The organism is Hyphomonas sp., from assembly GCF_046313975.1.
Lineage (GTDB): Bacteria > Pseudomonadota > Alphaproteobacteria > Caulobacterales > Hyphomonadaceae > Hyphomonas.
Window position 1 is genome coordinate 13,122 of record NZ_JBKBXB010000017.1, and the last position, 19,397, is coordinate 32,518.

The following is a 19,397-nucleotide window of genomic DNA, read 5'->3' on the forward strand; positions in this document are numbered from 1 at the left end:
GGATGCGTGGACGGATTATGACGGGCGCGGCGGCGCTCGGGCTGGCAATGCTCGCGGCGTGCGAGACGGACGGCGGGGCAGGCGCGCCCGGGTCGGCCTATGCGCAGCCTGCTGGCGCTGAGATCGTCATTCTTGATGTGGCGCTGGCGGCAGATGTGTTTGCCGACGGCGTAAAGGTCGAGAAGCTGACCGGAGATGAGTTCGGCTGGTCCGAAGGGCCGGTCTGGATTCGTGAGGGCGGATATCTTCTGTTTACGGATGTTCCGGGCAACGCGATCTACAAGTGGAGCGAGGCGGGCGGGCTCGAAACCTTCCTCAAGCCCTCAGGATATGGCGGCGCGGACACCGAAGGCGTGTTCAGCGAGCCGGGCGCGAACGGCCTGATCCCCGGCGACCTGCCGGGCACGATCCTGCTGGGCGATCATGGCAACCGGGCGATTGCACGGCTGGACCTTGCGACGAAAGAGAAGACATTCCTTGCGACTGAGTTTGACGGCAAACGCTTCTCAAGCCCCAACGATCTGTTGCTGGTGGAAGACGGCGCGATCTATTTCACTGATCCGCCCTATGGCCTGAAGGGGCAGGATGCCTCGCCCCACAAGGAACAGCCACATAATGGCGTGTATCTTTGGCGCCCGGATGGCAGCGTGACGCTGATCGATGGCAGGCTGACGCGGCCGAACGGCGTGGTGCGCTCGCCGGATGGCGGGACGCTGTATGTGACCGTGTCAGACCCCGCCGCGGCGCTGGTCTATGCCTATGATCTGGGGGCGGATGGTTCGCCCACGGCGCGCCGCCTGTTTGCAGACCTGACGCCGATGCTGGCCGAAGGCCTCCGCGGACTTCCGGATGGCATGGCGGTGGACACGGACGGGCGCCTCTATGTGACCGGGCCGGGCGGCGTGCATGTGTTCCTGCCGGATGGCACGCCTGTGGCGCGGATTGCGACGGGCACGCCGGTCGCGAACTGCGCCTTTGGCGATGACGGAAGCACGCTCTATCTCACGTCCGCCTCGTTCCTTGCGCGCGTGCGCCTGAAGACAACCGGCCTCGGCTTCTGAGGGCGCGGTCGTGGGGGAGACCGGATATGCGCTGATCACCGTTGCCGCGAGCATCGCGGCGCTGCTCGGTTTGATCCTCCGTGTGCGGATGCCGGCATTTCTCGCCTTGCTGCTCGTCAGTGCGGGCTTCGGCATCGTCTATGGCATGTCGCCGGGGGTGATCATCCGGTCGATCCAGTCCGGCATGGGCGGCACGCTTGGCTTTGTTGCGGTCGTGGTCGGGCTCGGCGCGATGCTCGGGGCGCTCCTTGAAGCCTCCGGCGGCGTGCGGGCGCTCTCGGGCGGCATGCTGAAAGCCTTCGGCGAGCGGCGCGCGCCGCTTGCGATGGGCTTTGTCGGCTTTGTCGTGGCGATCCCGGTATTTCTTGATGTGGCGCTGATCATCCTGGCGCCCGTGCTCTATGGCCTCTCGCGGCGTACGGGGCGGCCTTTGGTGGCGTTTGCGATTCCGTTGCTGGCAGGGCTGGCCGTGTCGCATGCCTTCATTCCGCCGACGCCGGGGCCCATAGCGGTGGCGGATATTCTGGGTGCGGATCTCGGGCTGGTGATCGCGTTTGGCGCGCTGACCGGGTTGCCGGCGATGCTGATTGCGGGCCCGCTTTTCGCACGGTGGCTGGAGCGGCGAGCGGAGTTTCAGGTCGCAGCGCCGGAGGAGGAGGACGCGGCGGAAGAAGGCGTAGGATTTCCGGCAGCGCTCGGAGTGGTGCTGTTGCCGCTGGCGCTGATCCTGATTGGAACGCTGGTGGACGCGCTCGGCAAGGCGGGCTTGATTGTATTGCCGGAGCGGGTGGCGGGGTTCATCGTGTTTGCGGGGCATCCGTTCATTGCGCTTATGCTTGCCTGCCTGCTCGCATGGTTCGTGTTCGGACGATTGCGCGGCGTGGCGCCGAACGCTTTGACGGAAGCGATGGTTAAGGCGCTGGAGCCGGCGGGCGTGGTCGTGCTGATCACCGGGGCGGGCGGGGCGTTCAAGCAGATCTTGGTGGATTCCGAAGCGGGCGCAGCGCTCGCGGCGACATTGACGGCGACGGGCATGTCGCCGCTGCTGTTTGGATTTGCGGTGGCGGCGATCATCCGCGTGGCGCAAGGTTCGGCGACGGTGGCGATGCTGACGGCGGCGGGCATTGCGGCGCCGGTGGCGGAGATCGCGGGGCTGAGCGCGGGCGGAGCAGCGCTGATGGTGATGGCGATCGCGTCGGGCGCGACCGTGCTGAGCCATGTCAATGATAGCGGATTCTGGCTGGTGAGCCGGTATCTGCGGCTGACGGAGGCGCAGACGCTGCGCAGCTGGACGGTGACGTCGACGCTGGTAGGGCTCGTTGGCCTGGCTATGACGTTGCTGCTATCGCTGTTCGTCTAGGGCGGCGAGGGCGAAGCGCAGCTGGTCGTCTGTAGTCAGAGCGATGTCGATACGGGTGGCATGGGTGGGCGGGTCGAGGGTTTCGAGCTGGCTGGTGAGGAGGGTGGGGTCGAAGAAGTGACCCTGGCGGCGGCTGAGGCGTTCTCTGAGGAGATCTGCCGGGCCGTGGAGGAGGAGGTAAGCGGGTGCGTGGCCGAGGCCTGCTTCGATCCAGCCGCGCACGACGGGATTGAGGGCGGAGCAGGCAATGATGCAGGGTTCGTTCCTTGTGCGGACGGCCGTAGTGAGGGCGGCGATCCAGCATTCGCGGTCGGCATTGGTGAGGGGCTGGCCGGCAGCCATCCTGCCCTTGTTGGCGGCGCTGTGGAACTCGTCGCCTTCGATGAAGGGGCGGGAGAGATGCGCCGCGAGGGCGCGGGCGAGGGTGGTCTTGCCGCTGCCGGCGACGCCCATGACGATGATGTGCCTGATGGTCAAGGAGGTCCGGTCCCGCTGCTTGCGGGCCGAGACTAGCGCGGCGGGACGCGCTGGACCAGACGGGGACGCGGCATCAGTAGCAGGGCGCCGAGCACCAGAACGAACCAGATGGCGATGACGAAGAAACAGTCACGGAAGGCGAAGACACTGGCCTGCATGGAGAGGTCGCGGCTGATTTCCTGGAACGCGGAACTGAAGGCGACCACCTGCGGCATGCCGCTGGCTTCGAGGGCTTGGGCGTGCATCGCGTGCTGGTACAGGAATTCGAAGTTGGACTCGTCCATTTCGGAAGTGAGGTGCGCTTCATGGAACATGGTGCGCCGCTGCAGGAAGATGGCAAGCAGATTTACACCGAAGGCGCCGCCGACCTGCATGAGGAAGGAAGCGCCGCCTGTGGCCGAGGCGAGCAGGTGCGGTGGCACGGCGCGCACGGCGGTGGTGTTGGCGGGTGGCATGCAGAAACTGATACCGATGCGGCTGATGACAATCCAGCCGACGAGCACCCAATAGGGCGTCAGCGCCGACACACCGGCCAGCAAAAATCCGGAGACGGCAAAACAGCTGATGCCGAAAGCGAGCAGGAGGCGGGTGTCCACCCTGTCGGACAATCTTCCGGCAATCGGAAAGCAGAAGACCATCGCAAGACCGGCCGGGATCATCATCACGCCGGCGCCGGTGGGCGAATAGTGCTGCACCATCTGTACAAAGAGAGGAATGAGATAGGTCGAGCCATAGATGGCCGTGCCGGTGGCGGCGATGATGATGCCGGCGGACCAGAACTGGCGATGCTTGAAAATGGCCGGATTGAGCGCCGGGAAGGGGTGCTGCCGTTCCCAGAAATAGAAGGCGATGCCCGCAGCGATGGCGATGGTGAACTTCAGGACACTGATGTTCGAATCCCAGCCATCCCGGTTGCCGCCGGCGAAGGCGGACAGGAGGCCGATCAGCGCGACGGAGAGGAGCAACAGGCCTTGCCAGTCCAGCGGTGGCGCGCGGCGGCGGGCGGCATCCTCTCCCTTCGGCATCAGGAACGGCGCCGCCATCATCGCGAGAACGGCAAGCGGCAGGGTCGCCACGAAAACGAGGCGCCAGCTGGCAAGGTCCACCGCAATCCCGCCCAGTGCCGGCCCGAAGGCGGGCGCCAGCACAACACCGACCGAGAAGATGCCCATCGCCGTGCCTCGCTGGTGATCCGGAAAGGTCTGGAAGATCAGGAACATCGACATCGGCTGCAGCAAGCCGGCAGAGACGCCCTGCATTGCGCGCGCGAGGATCAGGAGCTCCAATGTCGTGCTCACGGCGCCGAGCAGCGAGCCGATCAGGAACGTGATCATGCCGAAAATGTAAGTTGCGCGCGGGCCGTGGACCGACATGGCCCAGGCATTTGCCAGCATGGCAATGGTGGACGAGGCCAGGAAGGCCGTGGACATCCATTGCGCCTGATCCTGGCCGAGGCCGAAGGCGCCGATGATGGCCGGCAGTGCGACGTTGATCGTGGTCGCCGCCAGCATGGTGGACATCGAGCCCATCAGCATCGTGAAGAGCAGCAGCCAGCGATAGCGCGCACCGAACTGCAGGAAGCGGTCGCGGATGCCGCGGCTCGCTAGTTCGGGAATGTCGTAGGGTGCGGCCTTGCCCGCGGGAAGGGCTGGGCCGGCGAGACTGGTCACGAGGCGAGCCCTTCGGGCGCCTCAGCCCCTCTCTTCCGGGAGATGCGTACACGGACCATCGTTCCGGGGCGCAACTGGACATCTGTGGCATCAAGGTCCACGCGAACGCTGATGCGCTGGGTAATCTTCGTGAACACGCCATTGGCGTTCGGGTTCGGCATCATCGCCGCTTCGGCGAGCGTTGCATCACTGACACGGGTCACGCGCCCCCGGATCGGATGCGACGGGTCGCTGTCCGCGCGCACCGTGACTGCAGCGCCGGGCCGGACATGGCGGATGTCGGTTTCTTTGATGTTGGCGGATACCCACACGTCATCCGGATTGTGCATCAGCGCCATGCGGAAGCCGCGCAGTGAATGTTCACCCGGATCATAGAACAGTTCATCGATCACGCCGTCCGCAGGCGCGCGGATTGTGTGGTGTTCGATCAGTACTTTCTGGGCTTCGACGCGCGCCGTCGCGCGGTCGAGATCGGCCTGCAGCACAGCGAGATCGTGATCGACCAGGCGGACTTCCTGACCACTGATATTCGCGGTGCGCTGCTCTGCGGCGGCGGTCGCGCGGTCGGCCTGCGCGCGGTGCAGCGCCTGTTCTGCCGTTTCAAGGGCATTGCGCGCCTGATCGAGCCCGCTCTGGGCGATCAGGCCGCGCTCGAACAGGCCGCGCATCCGGTCATACTCGCGCTTTGCGGTGTCATGATTGGACCGGGCCGCTTCAACACTTGCAGAGGCGGACTCCGTGCCGGCAGCGCGTGCCGCAATCTGGCTGCCCGCTTTCGACGTGGCGAGACCGGCGCGCGCTTCTACGCGGGCGATCTCTGCGCGCAGCCGGTTCGCCTCGGCTTCAAACTGGGCGAGCGTGTACTCGGCTTCGCGCGCATCGATCGTGTAGATGATGTCGCCTGCTTTCACGCGGTCGCCCTCGCGCACGCCGACAGAGGTGATGCGGCCGGAAATGTCGGTCGAGATTGCTATCATCTCGGCAGCGATCCGGGCATCGGAGGTGGAGATGTTGGAAGTGCGATCCGCGACCAGCATCGCGCCAAGCAGGAAGATAAGGCCGGCCACCGCCGCCGCAGCAATTTTCCGGATGCGCGGCGAGCTCAGCAACTCGGCGAAGCGGAGGCGCTGCGCGGTTGATTCCTTCTCGATTTCGCCCCGGTTTCCGTCCATTTCGCTTGTGCCAGCGGCCAATTCGCGGGCACCTCCTCCTGCGCGGTTTATCCGTTTTCAGGCATTGAGCGCCGCATGACGCAAAGGCAAGCAAGCGCATTTTCGGTGTTGAAGTTTTTAGAACTTTGCGTGTTAGGCTGAGGCTTCGAAGACTGGCCAGCGCCCGGTGATGCGGCCATCCTCGTAGACGGCGATGTCCCCGAATTGCAGGAACACGGCTTCGCTCTGGTGCGGGCGGTAGAATACGAAATCGTCGGGCGCGATGGCGAGGTTGTGGCCGCCGGTCAGCATTTCCTGATTGGAGGAGCGCCCGAAGGTCTTGTTGTAGGACAGGCCCGGCGGGTCGACCGGATCGGCCATCCAGTTGCCGCCATAGGTGAACACGGTTTTCGAGACGTTCGGGTCCCAGGTGCGCTGGCCATCGGTAGCGAATTCGAGGCCGGGCAGGTGCGTCTTCTCCATGGTCTTGATCACGGGCGTGGCAATGAAGCTCGAGGGAAGGTGGGGCTCCAGAAGTGGCGTGTCGAAATGCGTCGGCTTGACGAGGCAGGAGCCGGCAGAGACCTCGTTTGCGATGTCCGTATCCTGATAATAGCGGTAAGTCGGGCTGCCTGCGGCATTGCGGACAAGGCCGGCCGTGGCATCAGCGCCGAACACATCCGCGACTTGCGCGAGCGCCTCCGAGTAGCGCCGCCACGCGCCGGACTTCGCGCGTTCGCGCCAGCCGAGCGCTTCGGGCAGTGCGGCGAGATGCGGCTCGTAGCCCATCAGGCCGGAGAGGGTAAACTCCGGCGCACTGTGGATCGTCTCGAGAGCGGCCTTGAAAGCATCGCCGGCTTCGAGGCCACCACGATGCAGGCCGACATCCAGCTCGAGATTGATGCGGAGGGTCTGGCCGGTGCTGCGTGCAAGCTCCTGATACTGATGAAGCCGCTCCGGCGTATCGATCAGCCATTGCACCTGCGCCGCAGCGGCGACGTCTTCGGGGGCCAGCGCGGCGAAATAGTTGCGCGCGGCAGCGACCGGGAGCGGCTTGCCGAGCAGCTGGTCTGCGTCCGGCATGGCGCGGCTCAGCGCATTCAGCATGGGCTGGTTGAAGGTCATAAGCCGGCTTGTGCCGGCGCGCTGGCGGATATGCGCGATGAGGTCCAGCGAGGGCAGTGACTTGGCGACGATACGATACGCCATGCCGGCGGGCAGGTGGCTCTTCAGCGTGTCGATATTGGCGTCGAGGCGCGTCTTGTCGACCACCAGCGTGGGCGAGGCGATGCCCGCTTCGGTGAGCGCCGCCTGCATAGCGAGGAAGTAGGGATCGCGCGGCCCGCTCTCGTCGCCTGGTTTGCTCATCAGAATAGCCACTCCCGCAAGGCCCGCGCCGCCGATCATCAGCTTGCGGCGTGACAGCTTAAGCATCAAGCGTCTCGCCGAACAGTTTCGCAAGATGCGCGTTCAGGAATTTTCCGCGCGGATCGAGTTCGCGGCGCAGCTCCAGGAAGCGTTCATAGTCGGGATAGAGCTTCGTTAGTTCGGTCCGGCCGAGCGAATGCAGCTTGCCCCAGTGCGGGCGGCCGTCGGCTTTCAGGAAAACCGGTTCGAAATCCTTGAAGAAATAATCATAGGCCTCATCCACGGCGGTGTGGATGGCGATGGAAGCCCTCGGACTCGCATTGAATGGGCTGAGCCAGGCGGTGTCCTGCGCGATGTGGCGGTATTCCATCGGGAAGAACACCTCGCCGCGTTCGTCCAGCAGGCGCATGATGCGGCGCACGGTTTCCGGCCCGCGGTCGCGCGGCATATGGTACTCCATCTCGATGAAGCGTGTGGGGCGCGTCGTGGACAGCAGCATGCGCGACTCGTCCACGCGCTCCTCCACCACGCCGCGCGGAAACTCCGACCGCGCGATCATCCTGCGGATCGGGGGCGCCCAGCCCAGCTGGTCACGCAGCTGTTTCAGGCCCTGCAGGAATTCATCATCATCCGTACCCATCTCTTCCGTGGGCGGTTCGTCAGTCTCATCATGCGTGATGCTGGCGACGAGCCCGGTGCAGGGAAAATAGTAGAATTCGAAGTTGCGGTGCGCCTCAGCCGTTTCGCGCAGGCGGTCGAGGAAGTCGCCGGAGTCTTCCACCGTGACCCTGCGCTTCAGGCGATATGCCGGCACGCTGCGGAGCGTGAAAGAGGTCATGATCCCGAGCGCGCCAAGGGAGACCTTGCCCGCCTCGAACAGATCTGTGTCGGATGCGCGGGTGACCTCCAGCAGGCGGCCATCAGCGGTCATCATATCAAAGGCGACGATATTGTCGTGCAGCGCAGGCAGGCGGTTGCCGGTGCCATGCGTGGCGGTGGCGAAGGCGCCCGCGAGGGTCTGCGAGTCGATATCCGGCTGGTTGTCCAGCGCGCGGCCCTGCGCGGCAAGGTCTTCGCTCACCTGGAAGAGCGGGGTGCCGGCGCCGAACCGCGCCTCGCCGGTTTCCGCGTCGAAGGCTTGCAGGCCGGAGAGCCCGTTCAGCATGACGAGCGTATCGTCGGTGGTCGCAAGGCCCGTGAAAGAATGCCCGCTGCCCACCGGGCGGATACGGCCCGGCGCGCCGCGCACCAATTCGGCGAGTGCGTCGACCGAGTCCGGAAACGCAATATCCCTTGGCGTCGCCCGCTCGATGCCCGACCAGTTCATCCAGCTGGACCTGCCGGGCGGGGCTTCCGGCGCGCCTTCGATAAAATCCGGGCGAGTGAAGCTGCGCTGGCTCCAGCTGAAACTGTGAATGCCGACGCCGGCTGCAATAATGCCCGCGCCGGCCGCACCGGTCATCAAGTGACGCCGTGTTATTTTCATCGGCGGTCCTCCCCTGTAAAACTAGCATTTACTAAGTTTCCGATCCGGTCAATCATCAAGATTGTGGATGGCCGGTCTGTCCGGCGGGGGAACCTGATGCCGCGAACACTTGATCCGGACGTGTCAGAACGGCGCCTGCAGGCGCGGGCGGTGGAAACACGTGAACGACTGATTGCAGCGGCGCAGGCAATTCTCGAGCGGGGCGGGCTGGAAGCGCTGAACTCCAACGCCGTTGCAGCAGAAGCCGGTGCGACGCCGCCCTCATTCTATCGCTATTTCGGCAACAAATACGACCTACTTGCCGAGCTCGGCCGCAGGCTGATGAGCGCGCAGAACCAGATCATCGAGCGCCAGGTGGGCGGCGGCAACCATCCTCAGCGCTACTCGCAGCGCGCGATGGAGTTTGTGTTGCAGGAAACGCTCGCGGCAACACGCGCATTCCGCGGCGGGCGCGCGATCATTTCCTCGCTGCGCGCAGCGCCTGAACTCGCGCCCGTGCGCCTCGAATCGCATGCCCATGTCGCGGCGATCATGGCGAAGGAAATGGCAGGCGGGCGGCGCGGACGGGCGCGCACGGAAGCCTTTGAGCGGGCCCGGCTCGCTGTGGAATTAGGCTATGCGGCCATCGAGATGCTGCTCGAGGTGCCGGAGCTGGATACAGACCGCGTGCTGAAATCCGCCGCGCGGGCGATATCGCACTGCCTTGCTCAGTGAACCTGTGACAGCATCCCTCGGTATTCCGCAATCCGGGGCTCCAGATGCCGCGCGCCCTTGGGCGTCGCAGAGCCGCTGAGCAAGGTGGCATAGCCAAGGCCCACTGAAGGCATTAGGTCTTCCGTACGCAGATTTTCCACGGTCCAGGACAGCAGCGCGCCGCCGGCCAGGTAGGACAGTGTACGCTCGAGCAGCGGCAGCTCAATATCGGCGCGGATATAGCCTTCATCCTGTGCCTGTGTGAGCAGGGCAATCCAGGCGGCGCGCGTCTGCGCCTGCCGTTCCGCGCTCACAAGCCCGGTCTCATCCTTGCTACTCGCATCCAGAAGCGCGCGCCAGAGCGGGCGATAAAAGTCCGGGTCCTGAACGAAATAGCCATATGCCAGCTTGTGCGCCTCGAAGATGCGGTCGATGGCGTTGGAGACTTTCAGTTTCTGGTATTTCTGCAGGAAGTCGCGCTCATCCTCCAGCACCGCCATCACGACCGCGCGCTTGGAACCAAACAGGTTATAGAACGTCGCAACGCTGACTTCCGCCCGCTTCGCAATCATCCGCATGGAGAGGTTCATGTCGCCGGTTTCACGGATCAGGTCGCGCGCGGCGCGCACGATCTTGTCGCGGCGTTCGGCTTTCGCCTGTTCGCGCCGGCCTGTTTCCGGCTTTGCGGTGAGCGTATCGGGCGGACTTGTCATGCGGCGGCGATCTCCGGCTCTGCCATCCGGTCGATATCCGCCTGATAGTCCAGTTTCAATGCCTGCATCATTTCAATCCGTTCCGGCCCGGGGTTTGGCGGATAGGCTGCGGCATTGCTCTTCTTCCCGCGCGACCAGTAGTAAAGCACTTTCGCCAGATTGCGCGGCTTGCCAAGCCATTTGTCGGGATGTTCCAGCATGTGAAACCCGCGCATCGCTTCGCGCAGCAGGCGGATATCGGATCGCACCGCTATGCGGATGCCGTCGTCAATGAAGCTCTCCAGAATCTTCGCCCGCAGGCTCTTGCGATATCCGGGAGTCAGCGCCTGTTTCGCCCGCTTGATCGCGCTGCGGTCCTGCCGGCGCTGTGTAAGATAGAACGGGCGCAGTTCTTCCGTGATGCGTTTATAGTAGGCAACGGCCCGCGCGGTCGGGTCTGCTGTTTCGTCCAGCGTTTCGCGCAGGCGCTGCGCACTCACTGCAGCAAAGGAGCAGCCACGCCCGTAGAGCGGATTGGTCCGGATCAACGTATCGCCAAGCGCGAAATAGCCGCGCACGGCGGGCTTTCCGTCCGTCACCATATCGCGCCAGCGGCTCTGCAGGTCGCCCATGCCGAACACCTTGCTCGTGCCTTCGGAGCGCGTTTCATTCGTCCACGGATAGAGTCCGGGCAGCATCAGCGTGATCTGGTGAAAGATTTCCGGATTGAGGATGGACTTGCGCATTTCCATCTCGACTTCGGGAATGGCAATCGTGATCGAGAAATTGCCGCCATCGCCGGGGAAAACGCCGAACTTCAGATAGCCGAGATCGCCTGTGGCGGGCGGATTGCTGCGCCGGTCGGGCTCGTCCTGACCTTCGCGCAGGCGGTAATGGCGCGTGAAATAGAGGATGCCCGAGCTCTCGCTCTCCTCCTTGATGGTCGCGCCTTCATCGATCAGCTGTTCGATGGTGAAGCCGCTCTTGCCGGCGGCGTCCACCACGGCGTCAGCTGTCAGGGAAACGGGTACGCCATTCTCTTCCCCATCAACTCCGGTGACATCGAACACGCCATCCGCGTCCTTCGTTGTGATCAGCCTGCGGACGAGAAATCCGGACCGGATCGTCACGTTCGCCAGTGATTCCGCATAGTGCCGCATCGCCATTTCCAGCGTGGTGCGGCGGCTCGTGAGAATCTTCAGTTCCTCATCCTCGGGCTCCGGCTGGTAGGCGGCAAGCTGCTCTTCTGTCAGCATGTTCTCGAAAGTCAGCTCGCGCACGCCCAGCTCTGCCAGCTGGTCCAGCAGGGCAGGATGCTCCGCCTTCACGATGTTGCGCAAGCGCGCAAGAAAGGCATGGCTCTGGCGCAGATGACCTACGCCGGTGCGCTTCCAGCTGGCGAACAATTCATCCGGATTGCCTGTCTCTACCGGCCCGTCGCGCTCCAGCACGATCACCTCGCGCCCGGACGGTGCCAGCATAAGCGCCGTGCACAATCCGCCGATCCCTGCGCCAATGACGAGAATTTTCTCGGCCATCTTTCCGCTCCGCTTCTCAGCCGTCGACCATCTTCAGGAATTCGAGGATAGCGGCATTTGTTTCCTTCGGGGCCTCCTGCTGCGTCCAGTGGCCGATGCCCGGCAGCATCCGGTTGATCCGCAGGTCCTTCACGAAATGCGGCATCATCTGAATGGCCGGCGCCGCCATCACCACTACGCCGTCATTCGCCCCGGCAAGGAACATGGCCGGCTGGTGGATTTCCGTCGGCGCCCCTTCTGTGAGTTTCCAGGTGAGGTCGTGATTGCGGTAATAGTTCAGCGGCCCGCGCATGCCGGAGCGTTGGAATTCGCCGGTGAAGAAATCGAGGTCCGCTTCCGTCAGCCATTTCGGCAGCGCCTTCGGCTCCGGCATGTTCGAGAACATGTCGTCATGCTCGCCCTTGACGGGCAGCGCGGTGAGGTCCGTCTCGCCGCCGCCGAGCACGAGGAATTTCTTCAGGCACATGCGGATGTCGCGTTCGAATTCCGCTTCGGCGACGCCGGGTTCGAAGAAATAGAGCTGGTAGAAGAACTGGCCCTTGAACATCTCGCGCATCATCAGCATCGGCTGCACGGGCGAGCGCGGCATGAACGGCACAGATAGTCCGCCTACGGCGCGAACCTTGTCGGGATGAAAGAGCGCCGTCGCCCAGGCCGTCGGCGCCCCCCAGTCATGGCCAATAACGATGGCCTTCTCATAGCCGAGCGCCGGGATAAGGCCGATCACATCCTTGACGATCTCGACCTGCGTATAGGCCTCGATCTCCTTCGGCTTGTCGGTCTTGCCATAGCCGCGCATGTCGGGCGCAACGACATGATAGCCGGCCGCCGCAATCGGGGCGAACTGGTGGCGCCAGGAATACCAGGACTCCGGAAACCCGTGCAGCAACAGCACCAGCGGTCCTCGGCCCGCCTCGGCAATGTTCATCTGGATACCGTTGCTGGCGATGCGGCGCTGGATAACGCCCGGCCAGCTCATGCGATCTCCAGCGAACGCGCGTCCGCTTCTATGCCAGGCAGGATCTTGCCGCGCGTGTCCTTTGCGTAGCCCTTCTTCGCCGTCCAGGCGACACCGCCGCCGACGATGACCGTGTCCACGCCGCGTGCATCGCGCACATAGCGGCTGCCATCGCCGGGCACGTCCTGCACATACACTTCCTCGCCCCGATCGATCGTGGACGGATCAAAGATCACGAGGTCCGCAACATAGCCCGCCCGGATCAGGCCGCGCTCAGGAATGCCCCAGATGGCGGCGGTGTCGGAGGTGACTTTCTTCACCGCTTCTTCAAGGCTCATGGCCTTCAGGTTGCGGACGAAATGGCCGAACAGGTATCCGGTGTCGCCATAGGTGGAGAAGGAGAGGATGTGCGCGCCTCCATCGCTGGCGCCGATATGCACACGCGGATGTTTCAGCATGCTGCTGACTTTCTCATCCGAATTGTGCCCCATGCTCGCCGCCATGAAATGCGCGTCGAGCTTTTCTTCCAGCGACAGGTCGATCATCGCGTCAATCGCCGTGGTGCCGCGCATGGCAGCAATTTCAGCGAGCGTCTTGCCGACATATTTCTGGTTCGCCTCGGTGTTCACCGCGCGCAGGCGCAGGATCGGCCAGATCGGGAACTGCTCGGCCTCGGCCACCAGTTTCTTCCGCGTCTCCGCATCGCTGAACGCCGCCATGATCTGCTCCGGCGTACCGAAGCGCATGATCTTGTACCAGCTCGCCAGCCGGATAAACATCAGGCTCGGCACGGCGAAGCAGAAGCTGATATCAATCGGCCGCGTCTGCACCTGCGGCCACACCCGGGCGCCGCGCGCAAACTGCTCGTCCACCCGCGCCATCACCCGGTCCACGGCCTCGACATTGTCCGCATTCACGAACAGCGGCGAGAAGGTCGTCGGGATCGAATATTTCAGCGAAAGCTCCGCCAGCTGATCAAGCCGCGCGATGGTCAGGTCCGGATCATAGAATTCCGGCACGATCTGCAGGATACGCCCATACTCGCCCAGCACGCTCGCCAGCGCGTCCACCTCATCGGCATCCGCATACCGGCTCGGCACCGGCTGCAGCGTCTCGTCCATGTCGACATAGCTTGTCGACAGGCCGATCGCGCCCGCATCCAGGCACTCGCGTAGCACGGCCTGCATGCCGGCGATCTCTTCGGCGTTGGCGGTGCGCTCCATCGCGGCGTCGCCCATCACCCAGAGGCGGATCACGCTATGGCCCACCAGCGGCGCCACGTTGATGGCGAGGCCCTTGCGGATGCGCGTGATATATTCGGCGAAGGTTTCCCAGTCCCACGCCACGCCTTCCTTGAAGGCTTTCAGCGGCATCTCTTCAATCTGGTTGAACATGCCCACCAGCTTCATCCGGTGCTTCTCCTTCAGCGGCGCGAGGGAGAGCGAGCAGTTGCCCGGCACAATCGTCGTGACGCCATGCGACAGCGCGGGCTTCGCATAGCCATCCCACAGGAGCTGCGCATCAAAGTGCGTGTGCGGATCAATGAAGCCCGGCGAGACAACCTTGCCCGCCGCGTTCACTTCCTTCTTGCCCTTCTCCGCCACGCGGCCGATCTTCGCTATGCGATTGGCGCTGATGGCGATGTCCGCCTTGTAGGAGGGCAGGCCGGAGCCATCCACTACCGTGCCGTTCCGGATCACCAGATCATACATGTCATTCTCCTCCCGAATGTTCCTGCGCCGGCACGCCGGCATATCTCTGCGACGACGCAACCAGTGCGTCGCGGACCTTTTCCCAGCCCGCCCCGATCAATCCCTCGGGTGAGGTGGCGGCGCAGGACTCCAGCAGGGTCCGCGCCGCGTATTCATCCAGCGCCACCAGCGAGGTGCCACCATTCTCGTATTCCAGCGTCACCATCAGTTCCGCATCGCCGTCATGTGCGGCGGCAACGCGAACATCGCGGATGACGGCAAGGCTCATGCGCGCACGCCCGGCGGCTCGACGAAGATCACATCGCTCGGCAGGATGGGGTTGCCTCCGCGCGGCCCGCCCGAAGGCCCGGCTGAGCGCATGAACACATGCAGGTTCCAGCTCTGCAGTCTGGCAATGCCCGCCGCTTCATCCAGCTTCGGCAACTCGCGTTTCGCAATGCTCGCCCAGGTATCGCCCGCCTGCGGCAGGATCGATTTGCGCACGCGCGACAGGTTTGCTGCGGCCATGTGAGTCCCTCCGGTTTCAGAAAACTGGAACACGTTCCAGTTTTTCTGGCAAGCCGCGACCTAGGGGAAAGCACGTAACTTTAAGGTGGCTTTCGCCTCAGAACTCCCAGACCCGGCAGGTCCGCCGTTCGGCGCTTTCCAGTTCCATGGTGGTGGCGATGCTATATTCGGCGACCGGGTCCAGCCCTCCCTTCGGCGCATAGGCGCGGCCGGGATCGCCGGCATAGATGGTGGCGCCCTGCTGCGCGGCAGCGGCGAACCATTCCAGAAAGCTCGCGGACATGTCGCGCTCATAGAACACGTCGCCCGCAAGGATCACGTCGAAATCGGGCGGCGGCGCGGTGATCAGGTTGCCGCCGAGCCAGCGCACGGCCACGCCGTTCGCCTCCGCATTCAGCGCCAGCGCCGCCTCGCAAATCGCGTCGATATCATTGGCGGTCACTTCCACCGCGCCCGCCGATGCCGCCACAATCGCAAGCAATCCGCCGCCGCAGGCAATGTCGAGCACGCGCTTGCCGCGCACCGTTTCCGGGTGTTCCAGAATGTAGCGCGCCACGCCCTGTCCGCCCGCCCATGGGAAGGCCCAGAAGGGCGGCTCCAGGCCCTGCCTCTGCAGGTCCGTTTCCGTCGCCGCCCAGATCGGAGTGATCTCGTCTGCCTGCCAGACGCGAAGCTCAGCAGGCGGATCAAGATGCGGCAGCACGATCCCCGGCACGGCGCCGAGGCGCGTGTTCGCCCGGATGAAGGCTTTGCGCCGGTCTAAGTCGGCCGTCAGGCTCAGGCGCCCTTCGCAACATAGATGGCCTGCGGCACCATGTATTCGAGCAGGCCTTCCATTCCGTTCTCGATGCCGAAACCGGATTGCTTGTGGCCGGCAAAGGGCGTGTCAGGGCGCAGCTGCAGGTTCTGGTTGATCCAGACCGTTCCGGTCTCTAGCCGGCGGGCGATCTCGACGGCCTTGTCGGTGTCCTTCGACCAGACCGCACCGGCGAGGCCATAATCGCTGTCATTCGCGCGGTCGATCACATCATCGATGTCGGTGAATTTCAGCAGCGGCAGAACCGGGCCGAAGGCTTCCTCCTGCACTACGCGGGAAGATTCCGGCGGGTTGTCCACGATGGTGACGGGGATGAAGTATCCGCCGCCATCTGGCACGTTCGCGCCTTCGATCAGAGTAAGGCCGGATTTCTTCGCGTCGTCGATCAGGTCCATCACGCGCTCATACTGGCGCTTGTTCTGGATGGGGCCGAGCACGGTGCCTTGCTCCGTGCCGTCGCCCACCTTCACAGCTTTGGCGATGGCGGCCAGCCGGTCGCGTAGGCCGTCATAGATGCTCTCATGCACATAGAGGCGTTTGGTGGCGACACAGATCTGCGCCGTGTTGAAGAAGGCGCCGAAGAAGATTTTCTGGGCGACGTCATCAAGGTCCACGTCCGGCAGAACGATGGCCGCGTCATTGCCGCCAAGTTCCAGCGTCACGCGCTTCAGGTCCTTCGCCGCGCTTGCCAGCACGGCCTTGCCGGTGGCGGTGGAGCCGGTGAACGAGATTTTCGCAAAGCCCGGATGCGAGGTCATCTGCGGCCCGAGCTGGTCGCCGCCGCTGATGATGTTCAGCACCCCCGGGGGGAAGATATCGCGGAACAGCTCTCCGACTTTCAACGTGCAGAGCGGGGTGAAGGGCGAGGGCTTCAGCACCATCGTGTTGCCGGCAACGAGGGCAGGGGCAACCTTCCACATCGACAGCGTCACCGGGAAGTTCCACGGCGCAATCGCACAGATGACGCCGAGCGGCACATAGGTCGTCTCGATGCGCTGGGCGGCGGAATCCTCCACCACATGCGTCGGCGGGGTCATCATCGACACCGCCTGCAGCCATTGCGACGCACCGAGGATTTCCTGCTTCGCCGCGTCCACCGGCCGGCCCTGCTCGCGGGTGAAGAGGCGGGCAAGATCGTCAGCATGCGCAGCCAACACTTCGCCCGCCTTGCGCACCAGCGCCTGGCGTTCGGCTATCGGCACCTTCTTCCAGGTCCGGAACGCCGCTTTCGCGGAGGCGACCGCTTCGTCCAGCTGCGCTTCGGTGCAGTCCGGCGCCGAGGCAAAGTTCGCGCCGGTGGCCGGGTTCACGACATCGATCTGCGACGGCGAGGTCACGCCCTTGCCGTTGATCGTCATCGTGTAATTCGCGTTGAAATCGATGGCCATGCCTGTGCGCCTCCCGAGCGGTCTGATAGGGTGTGCCGGAAAGGTATCCCGGTCTTCGGGGGGCACTATCCACAGCTTGAGCGCTTTCGGCCAGCCCTCCCGCGGCGGAGGCCCTTGCAGGTTGAGATAAAACTGCCAAAGAGACGGCCTATACCTAGGTCCGCCAAAATCAATTTGATCAATAGGTGCTGATCCGCGAACTTTGGCCCAGTGGTCCCGATTCCATCCTCAACAAAGCTGTAAAAAGCTAGAAAAACCTAGAAAAGACGGAGATTCCATGAGCAATGAAGCCAAATGCCCTGTGATGCATGGCGGCCTGACTGCGGCCGGTGCATCGAATACGGCCTGGTGGCCGGAAACGCTGAACCTCGACATTCTTCACCAGCACGACACCAAGGTGAACCCGCTCGGCGAGGGGTTCAATTACCGCGAAGCCGTCAAGACGCTCGACTTCGAAGCGCTCAAGAAGGACATGCACGCCCTGATGACCAACAGCCAGGACTGGTGGCCGGCGGACTATGGCCATTACGGCGGCCTGATGATCCGCCTCGCCTGGCACTCCGCCGGTTCCTACCGCCTCGCCGATGGCCGCGGTGGTGGCGGCGCCGGCAATATCCGCTTCGCGCCGCTGAACTCCTGGCCGGATAACGGCAACCTCGACAAGGCCCGCCGCCTGCTGTGGCCGATCAAGAAGAAGTACGGCAACAAGATTTCCTGGGCCGACCTGATCCTGCTCGCGGGTAATATTGCCTACGAGTCGATGGGCCTGAAGACCTATGGCTTCTCCTTCGGCCGCGAAGACATCTGGCATCCCGAGAAGGACGTCTACTGGGGCGCCGAGAAGGAATGGGTGCCGCCGTCTGACAGCCGATACGCGGACGTGAACAAGCCGGAGACCCTGGAAAACCCCCTCGCTGCGGTGCAGATGGGCCTGATCTACGTCAACCCGGAAGGCGTGAACGCCAAGCCTGATCCGATGAAAACCGCCGCGATGGTGCGCGAGACGTTCGCGCGCATGGCGATGGATGACGAGGAAACCGCAGCCCTCACCTGCGGCGGTCACACCGTCGGCAAGGCGCACGGTAATGGCGATGCGGGCAAGCTCGGCCCGGCTCCGGAAGGCGCCGATATCGAGACGCAGGGCTTCGGCTGGATGAACCCGAACCTCGACGGCAAGGCGACCAACGCCATCACCTCCGGTATCGAAGGCGCATGGACGACGAACCCGACCAAGTGGGACATGGGCTATTTCAAGCTGCTGTTCGGCTATGAGTGGGAATTGACCAAGAGCCCCGCTGGTGCCCAGCAATGGCGCCCGATCAACATCAAGGAAGAAGACAAGCCGGTCGACCCGACTGATCCTTCCAAGCGCGTCATGCCGATGATGACCGATGCCGACATGGCGATGAAGGTCGACCCGAAATACAACGCGATCTGCCAGAAATTCATGGCCGATCCGGAGTATTTCTCGCGCACCTTCGCCCGCGCCTGGTTCAAGCTGACCCACCGAGACCTCGGCCCGCGCACCCGCTACATCGGGCCCGACGCGCCGAAGGAAGACCTGATCTGGCAGGACCCGATCCCCGCCGGCAAAAAGGACTACGACGTCGCCGCCGTGAAGGCGAAGATCGCTGCGTCCGGCCTGTCGATCGGCGAGATGGTTGCCACCGCATGGGACAGCGCCCGCACGTTCCGCGGCTCTGACCTGCGCGGCGGTGCCAATGGCGCGCGCATCCGCCTTGCCCCGCAGAAGGACTGGGAAGGCAACGAGCCGGCCCGGCTTGCCAAGGTGCTTGGCGTGCTCGAGCCGATTGCGAAAGCAGCCGGTGCGAGCCTGGCGGACGTCATTGTCCTCGCTGGCAATGTCGGTATCGAGCAGGCGGCGAAAGCTGCCGGTGTCACCGTGTCTGTGCCGTTCGCGCCGGGTCGCGGCGATGCGACGGCGGAGCAGACCGACGCTGCGTCGTTCTCGGTGCTCGAGCCGCTGGCGGACGGGTTCCGCAACTGGCTGAAGAAGGACTATGTGGTGAAGCCGGAAGAGCTGCTGCTCGACCGCGCCCAGCTGCTCGGCCTGACGGGACCCGAGATGACGGTGCTGCTCGGCGGCATGCGTGTTCTCGGCACCAATCATGGCGGCACGAAGCATGGCGTCTTCACCGACAAGGTCGGCGCGCTGACGAACGACTTCTTCGTCAACCTGACGGATATGGCGTTCAAGTGGGTGCCGAAAGGCGCGAATGCCTATGACATCGTCGACCGCAAGTCGGGCGCCGTGAAGTTCACCGCGACGCGGGCGGACCTCGTGTTCGGTTCGAACTCGATCCTGCGGGCATATGCGGAAGTCTACGCCCAGGATGATGCGAAGGAGAAGTTCGTGAAGGACTTCGTCGCCGCCTGGACGAAGGTGATGAACGCCGACCGTTTCGATCTGGCATAAGCCAGTCCAGAAACCGTCTAGACAGGCGTGTGGACGGGGCGGATCCTGAAATGGGTCCGCCCCGTTGATTTTGCGGGGGTCT

Annotated in this window: 17 protein-coding genes; 4 read left to right on the forward strand and 13 right to left on the reverse strand. The window is 64.0% G+C overall.

Going from position 1 to position 19,397, the window contains the following annotated elements; genetic code table 11:
- Nucleotides 1–2: 2 nt before the first annotated feature.
- Together ACK4TE_RS07960 and ACK4TE_RS07965 are read left to right on the forward strand one after the other, a co-directional pair.
- Nucleotides 3–1,061 (forward strand): SMP-30/gluconolactonase/LRE family protein, encoded by a 1,059-nt coding sequence (locus ACK4TE_RS07960; protein WP_409910962.1) that lies wholly within the window; start codon nucleotides 3–5, stop codon nucleotides 1,059–1,061.
- Nucleotides 1,062–1,071: 10 nt separating this feature from the next.
- Nucleotides 1,072–2,421: a GntP family permease gene (locus ACK4TE_RS07965; RefSeq protein ID WP_409910963.1), complete on the forward strand. Its 1,350-nt coding sequence runs from the start codon at nucleotides 1,072–1,074 to the stop codon at nucleotides 2,419–2,421.
- Here ACK4TE_RS07965 and ACK4TE_RS07970 read toward each other — a convergent pair.
- The 5 genes from ACK4TE_RS07970 to ACK4TE_RS07990 form a co-directional block, all read right to left on the reverse strand.
- Entirely contained in the window at nucleotides 2,404–2,898 is a 495-nt protein-coding gene (locus tag ACK4TE_RS07970; protein ID WP_409910964.1) for a gluconokinase, read from the reverse strand. The genes ACK4TE_RS07965 and ACK4TE_RS07970 overlap by 18 nt on opposite strands.
- 32 nt (nucleotides 2,899–2,930) lie before the next feature.
- Entirely contained in the window at nucleotides 2,931–4,568 is a 1,638-nt protein-coding gene (locus tag ACK4TE_RS07975; protein ID WP_409910965.1) for a DHA2 family efflux MFS transporter permease subunit, read from the reverse strand.
- Nucleotides 4,565–5,761 (reverse strand): HlyD family secretion protein, encoded by a 1,197-nt coding sequence (locus ACK4TE_RS07980; RefSeq protein ID WP_409910966.1) that lies wholly within the window; start codon nucleotides 5,759–5,761, stop codon nucleotides 4,565–4,567. Before ACK4TE_RS07980 ends, ACK4TE_RS07975 begins: the two co-directional genes overlap by 4 nt.
- Before the next feature lie 111 nt (nucleotides 5,762–5,872).
- Nucleotides 5,873–7,153 (reverse strand): alanine racemase, encoded by a 1,281-nt coding sequence (locus ACK4TE_RS07985; RefSeq protein WP_409910967.1) that lies wholly within the window; start codon nucleotides 7,151–7,153, stop codon nucleotides 5,873–5,875.
- On the reverse strand, nucleotides 7,146–8,549 hold the full coding sequence (locus tag ACK4TE_RS07990) for a D-arabinono-1,4-lactone oxidase (RefSeq protein WP_409910968.1): 1,404 nt from the start codon (nucleotides 8,547–8,549) through the stop codon (nucleotides 7,146–7,148). The genes ACK4TE_RS07985 and ACK4TE_RS07990 overlap by 8 nt, the downstream gene beginning before the upstream one ends.
- 120 nt (nucleotides 8,550–8,669) lie before the next feature.
- Here ACK4TE_RS07990 and ACK4TE_RS07995 point away from each other — a divergent pair, with 120 nt between their 5' ends.
- Complete coding sequence (locus ACK4TE_RS07995) at nucleotides 8,670–9,287, forward strand: TetR/AcrR family transcriptional regulator (RefSeq protein WP_409910969.1); 618 nt, start codon at nucleotides 8,670–8,672, stop codon at nucleotides 9,285–9,287.
- Here the strand turns inward: ACK4TE_RS07995 and ACK4TE_RS08000 are convergent.
- The 8 genes from ACK4TE_RS08000 to ACK4TE_RS08035 form a co-directional block, all read right to left on the reverse strand.
- Nucleotides 9,281–9,979: a TetR/AcrR family transcriptional regulator gene (locus tag ACK4TE_RS08000; RefSeq protein WP_409910970.1), complete on the reverse strand. Its 699-nt coding sequence runs from the start codon at nucleotides 9,977–9,979 to the stop codon at nucleotides 9,281–9,283. The two genes, ACK4TE_RS07995 and ACK4TE_RS08000, sit on opposite strands and share 7 nt — an antisense overlap.
- The gene (locus tag ACK4TE_RS08005; protein ID WP_409910971.1) at nucleotides 9,976–11,496 is read right to left on the reverse strand and encodes an NAD(P)/FAD-dependent oxidoreductase; all 1,521 of its coding nucleotides are present in this window, start codon (nucleotides 11,494–11,496) and stop codon (nucleotides 9,976–9,978) included. The genes ACK4TE_RS08000 and ACK4TE_RS08005 overlap by 4 nt, the downstream gene beginning before the upstream one ends.
- Before the next feature lie 16 nt (nucleotides 11,497–11,512).
- On the reverse strand, nucleotides 11,513–12,475 hold the full coding sequence (locus tag ACK4TE_RS08010; protein WP_409910972.1) for an alpha/beta fold hydrolase: 963 nt from the start codon (nucleotides 12,473–12,475) through the stop codon (nucleotides 11,513–11,515).
- On the reverse strand, nucleotides 12,472–14,166 hold the full coding sequence (locus ACK4TE_RS08015) for an N-acyl-D-amino-acid deacylase family protein (RefSeq protein WP_409910973.1): 1,695 nt from the start codon (nucleotides 14,164–14,166) through the stop codon (nucleotides 12,472–12,474). Before ACK4TE_RS08015 ends, ACK4TE_RS08010 begins: the two co-directional genes overlap by 4 nt.
- Before the next feature lies 1 nt (nucleotide 14,167).
- Entirely contained in the window at nucleotides 14,168–14,434 is a 267-nt protein-coding gene (locus tag ACK4TE_RS08020) for a hypothetical protein (protein WP_409910974.1), read from the reverse strand.
- Complete coding sequence (locus ACK4TE_RS08025) at nucleotides 14,431–14,673, reverse strand: hypothetical protein (protein WP_409910975.1); 243 nt, start codon at nucleotides 14,671–14,673, stop codon at nucleotides 14,431–14,433. Before ACK4TE_RS08025 ends, ACK4TE_RS08020 begins: the two co-directional genes overlap by 4 nt.
- A 97-nt stretch (nucleotides 14,674–14,770) precedes the next feature.
- Nucleotides 14,771–15,388 (reverse strand): class I SAM-dependent methyltransferase, encoded by a 618-nt coding sequence (locus ACK4TE_RS08030; protein ID WP_409910976.1) that lies wholly within the window; start codon nucleotides 15,386–15,388, stop codon nucleotides 14,771–14,773.
- A 62-nt stretch (nucleotides 15,389–15,450) separates the two neighbouring features.
- On the reverse strand, nucleotides 15,451–16,878 hold the full coding sequence (locus tag ACK4TE_RS08035; protein ID WP_409910977.1) for an aldehyde dehydrogenase family protein: 1,428 nt from the start codon (nucleotides 16,876–16,878) through the stop codon (nucleotides 15,451–15,453).
- 277 nt (nucleotides 16,879–17,155) lie between these two features.
- Between ACK4TE_RS08035 and katG the strand changes: the two genes are divergently transcribed.
- Nucleotides 17,156–19,315: a catalase/peroxidase HPI gene (gene katG / locus ACK4TE_RS08040; RefSeq protein WP_409910978.1), complete on the forward strand. Its 2,160-nt coding sequence runs from the start codon at nucleotides 17,156–17,158 to the stop codon at nucleotides 19,313–19,315.
- The last annotated feature ends 82 nt before the right edge of the window (nucleotides 19,316–19,397 follow it).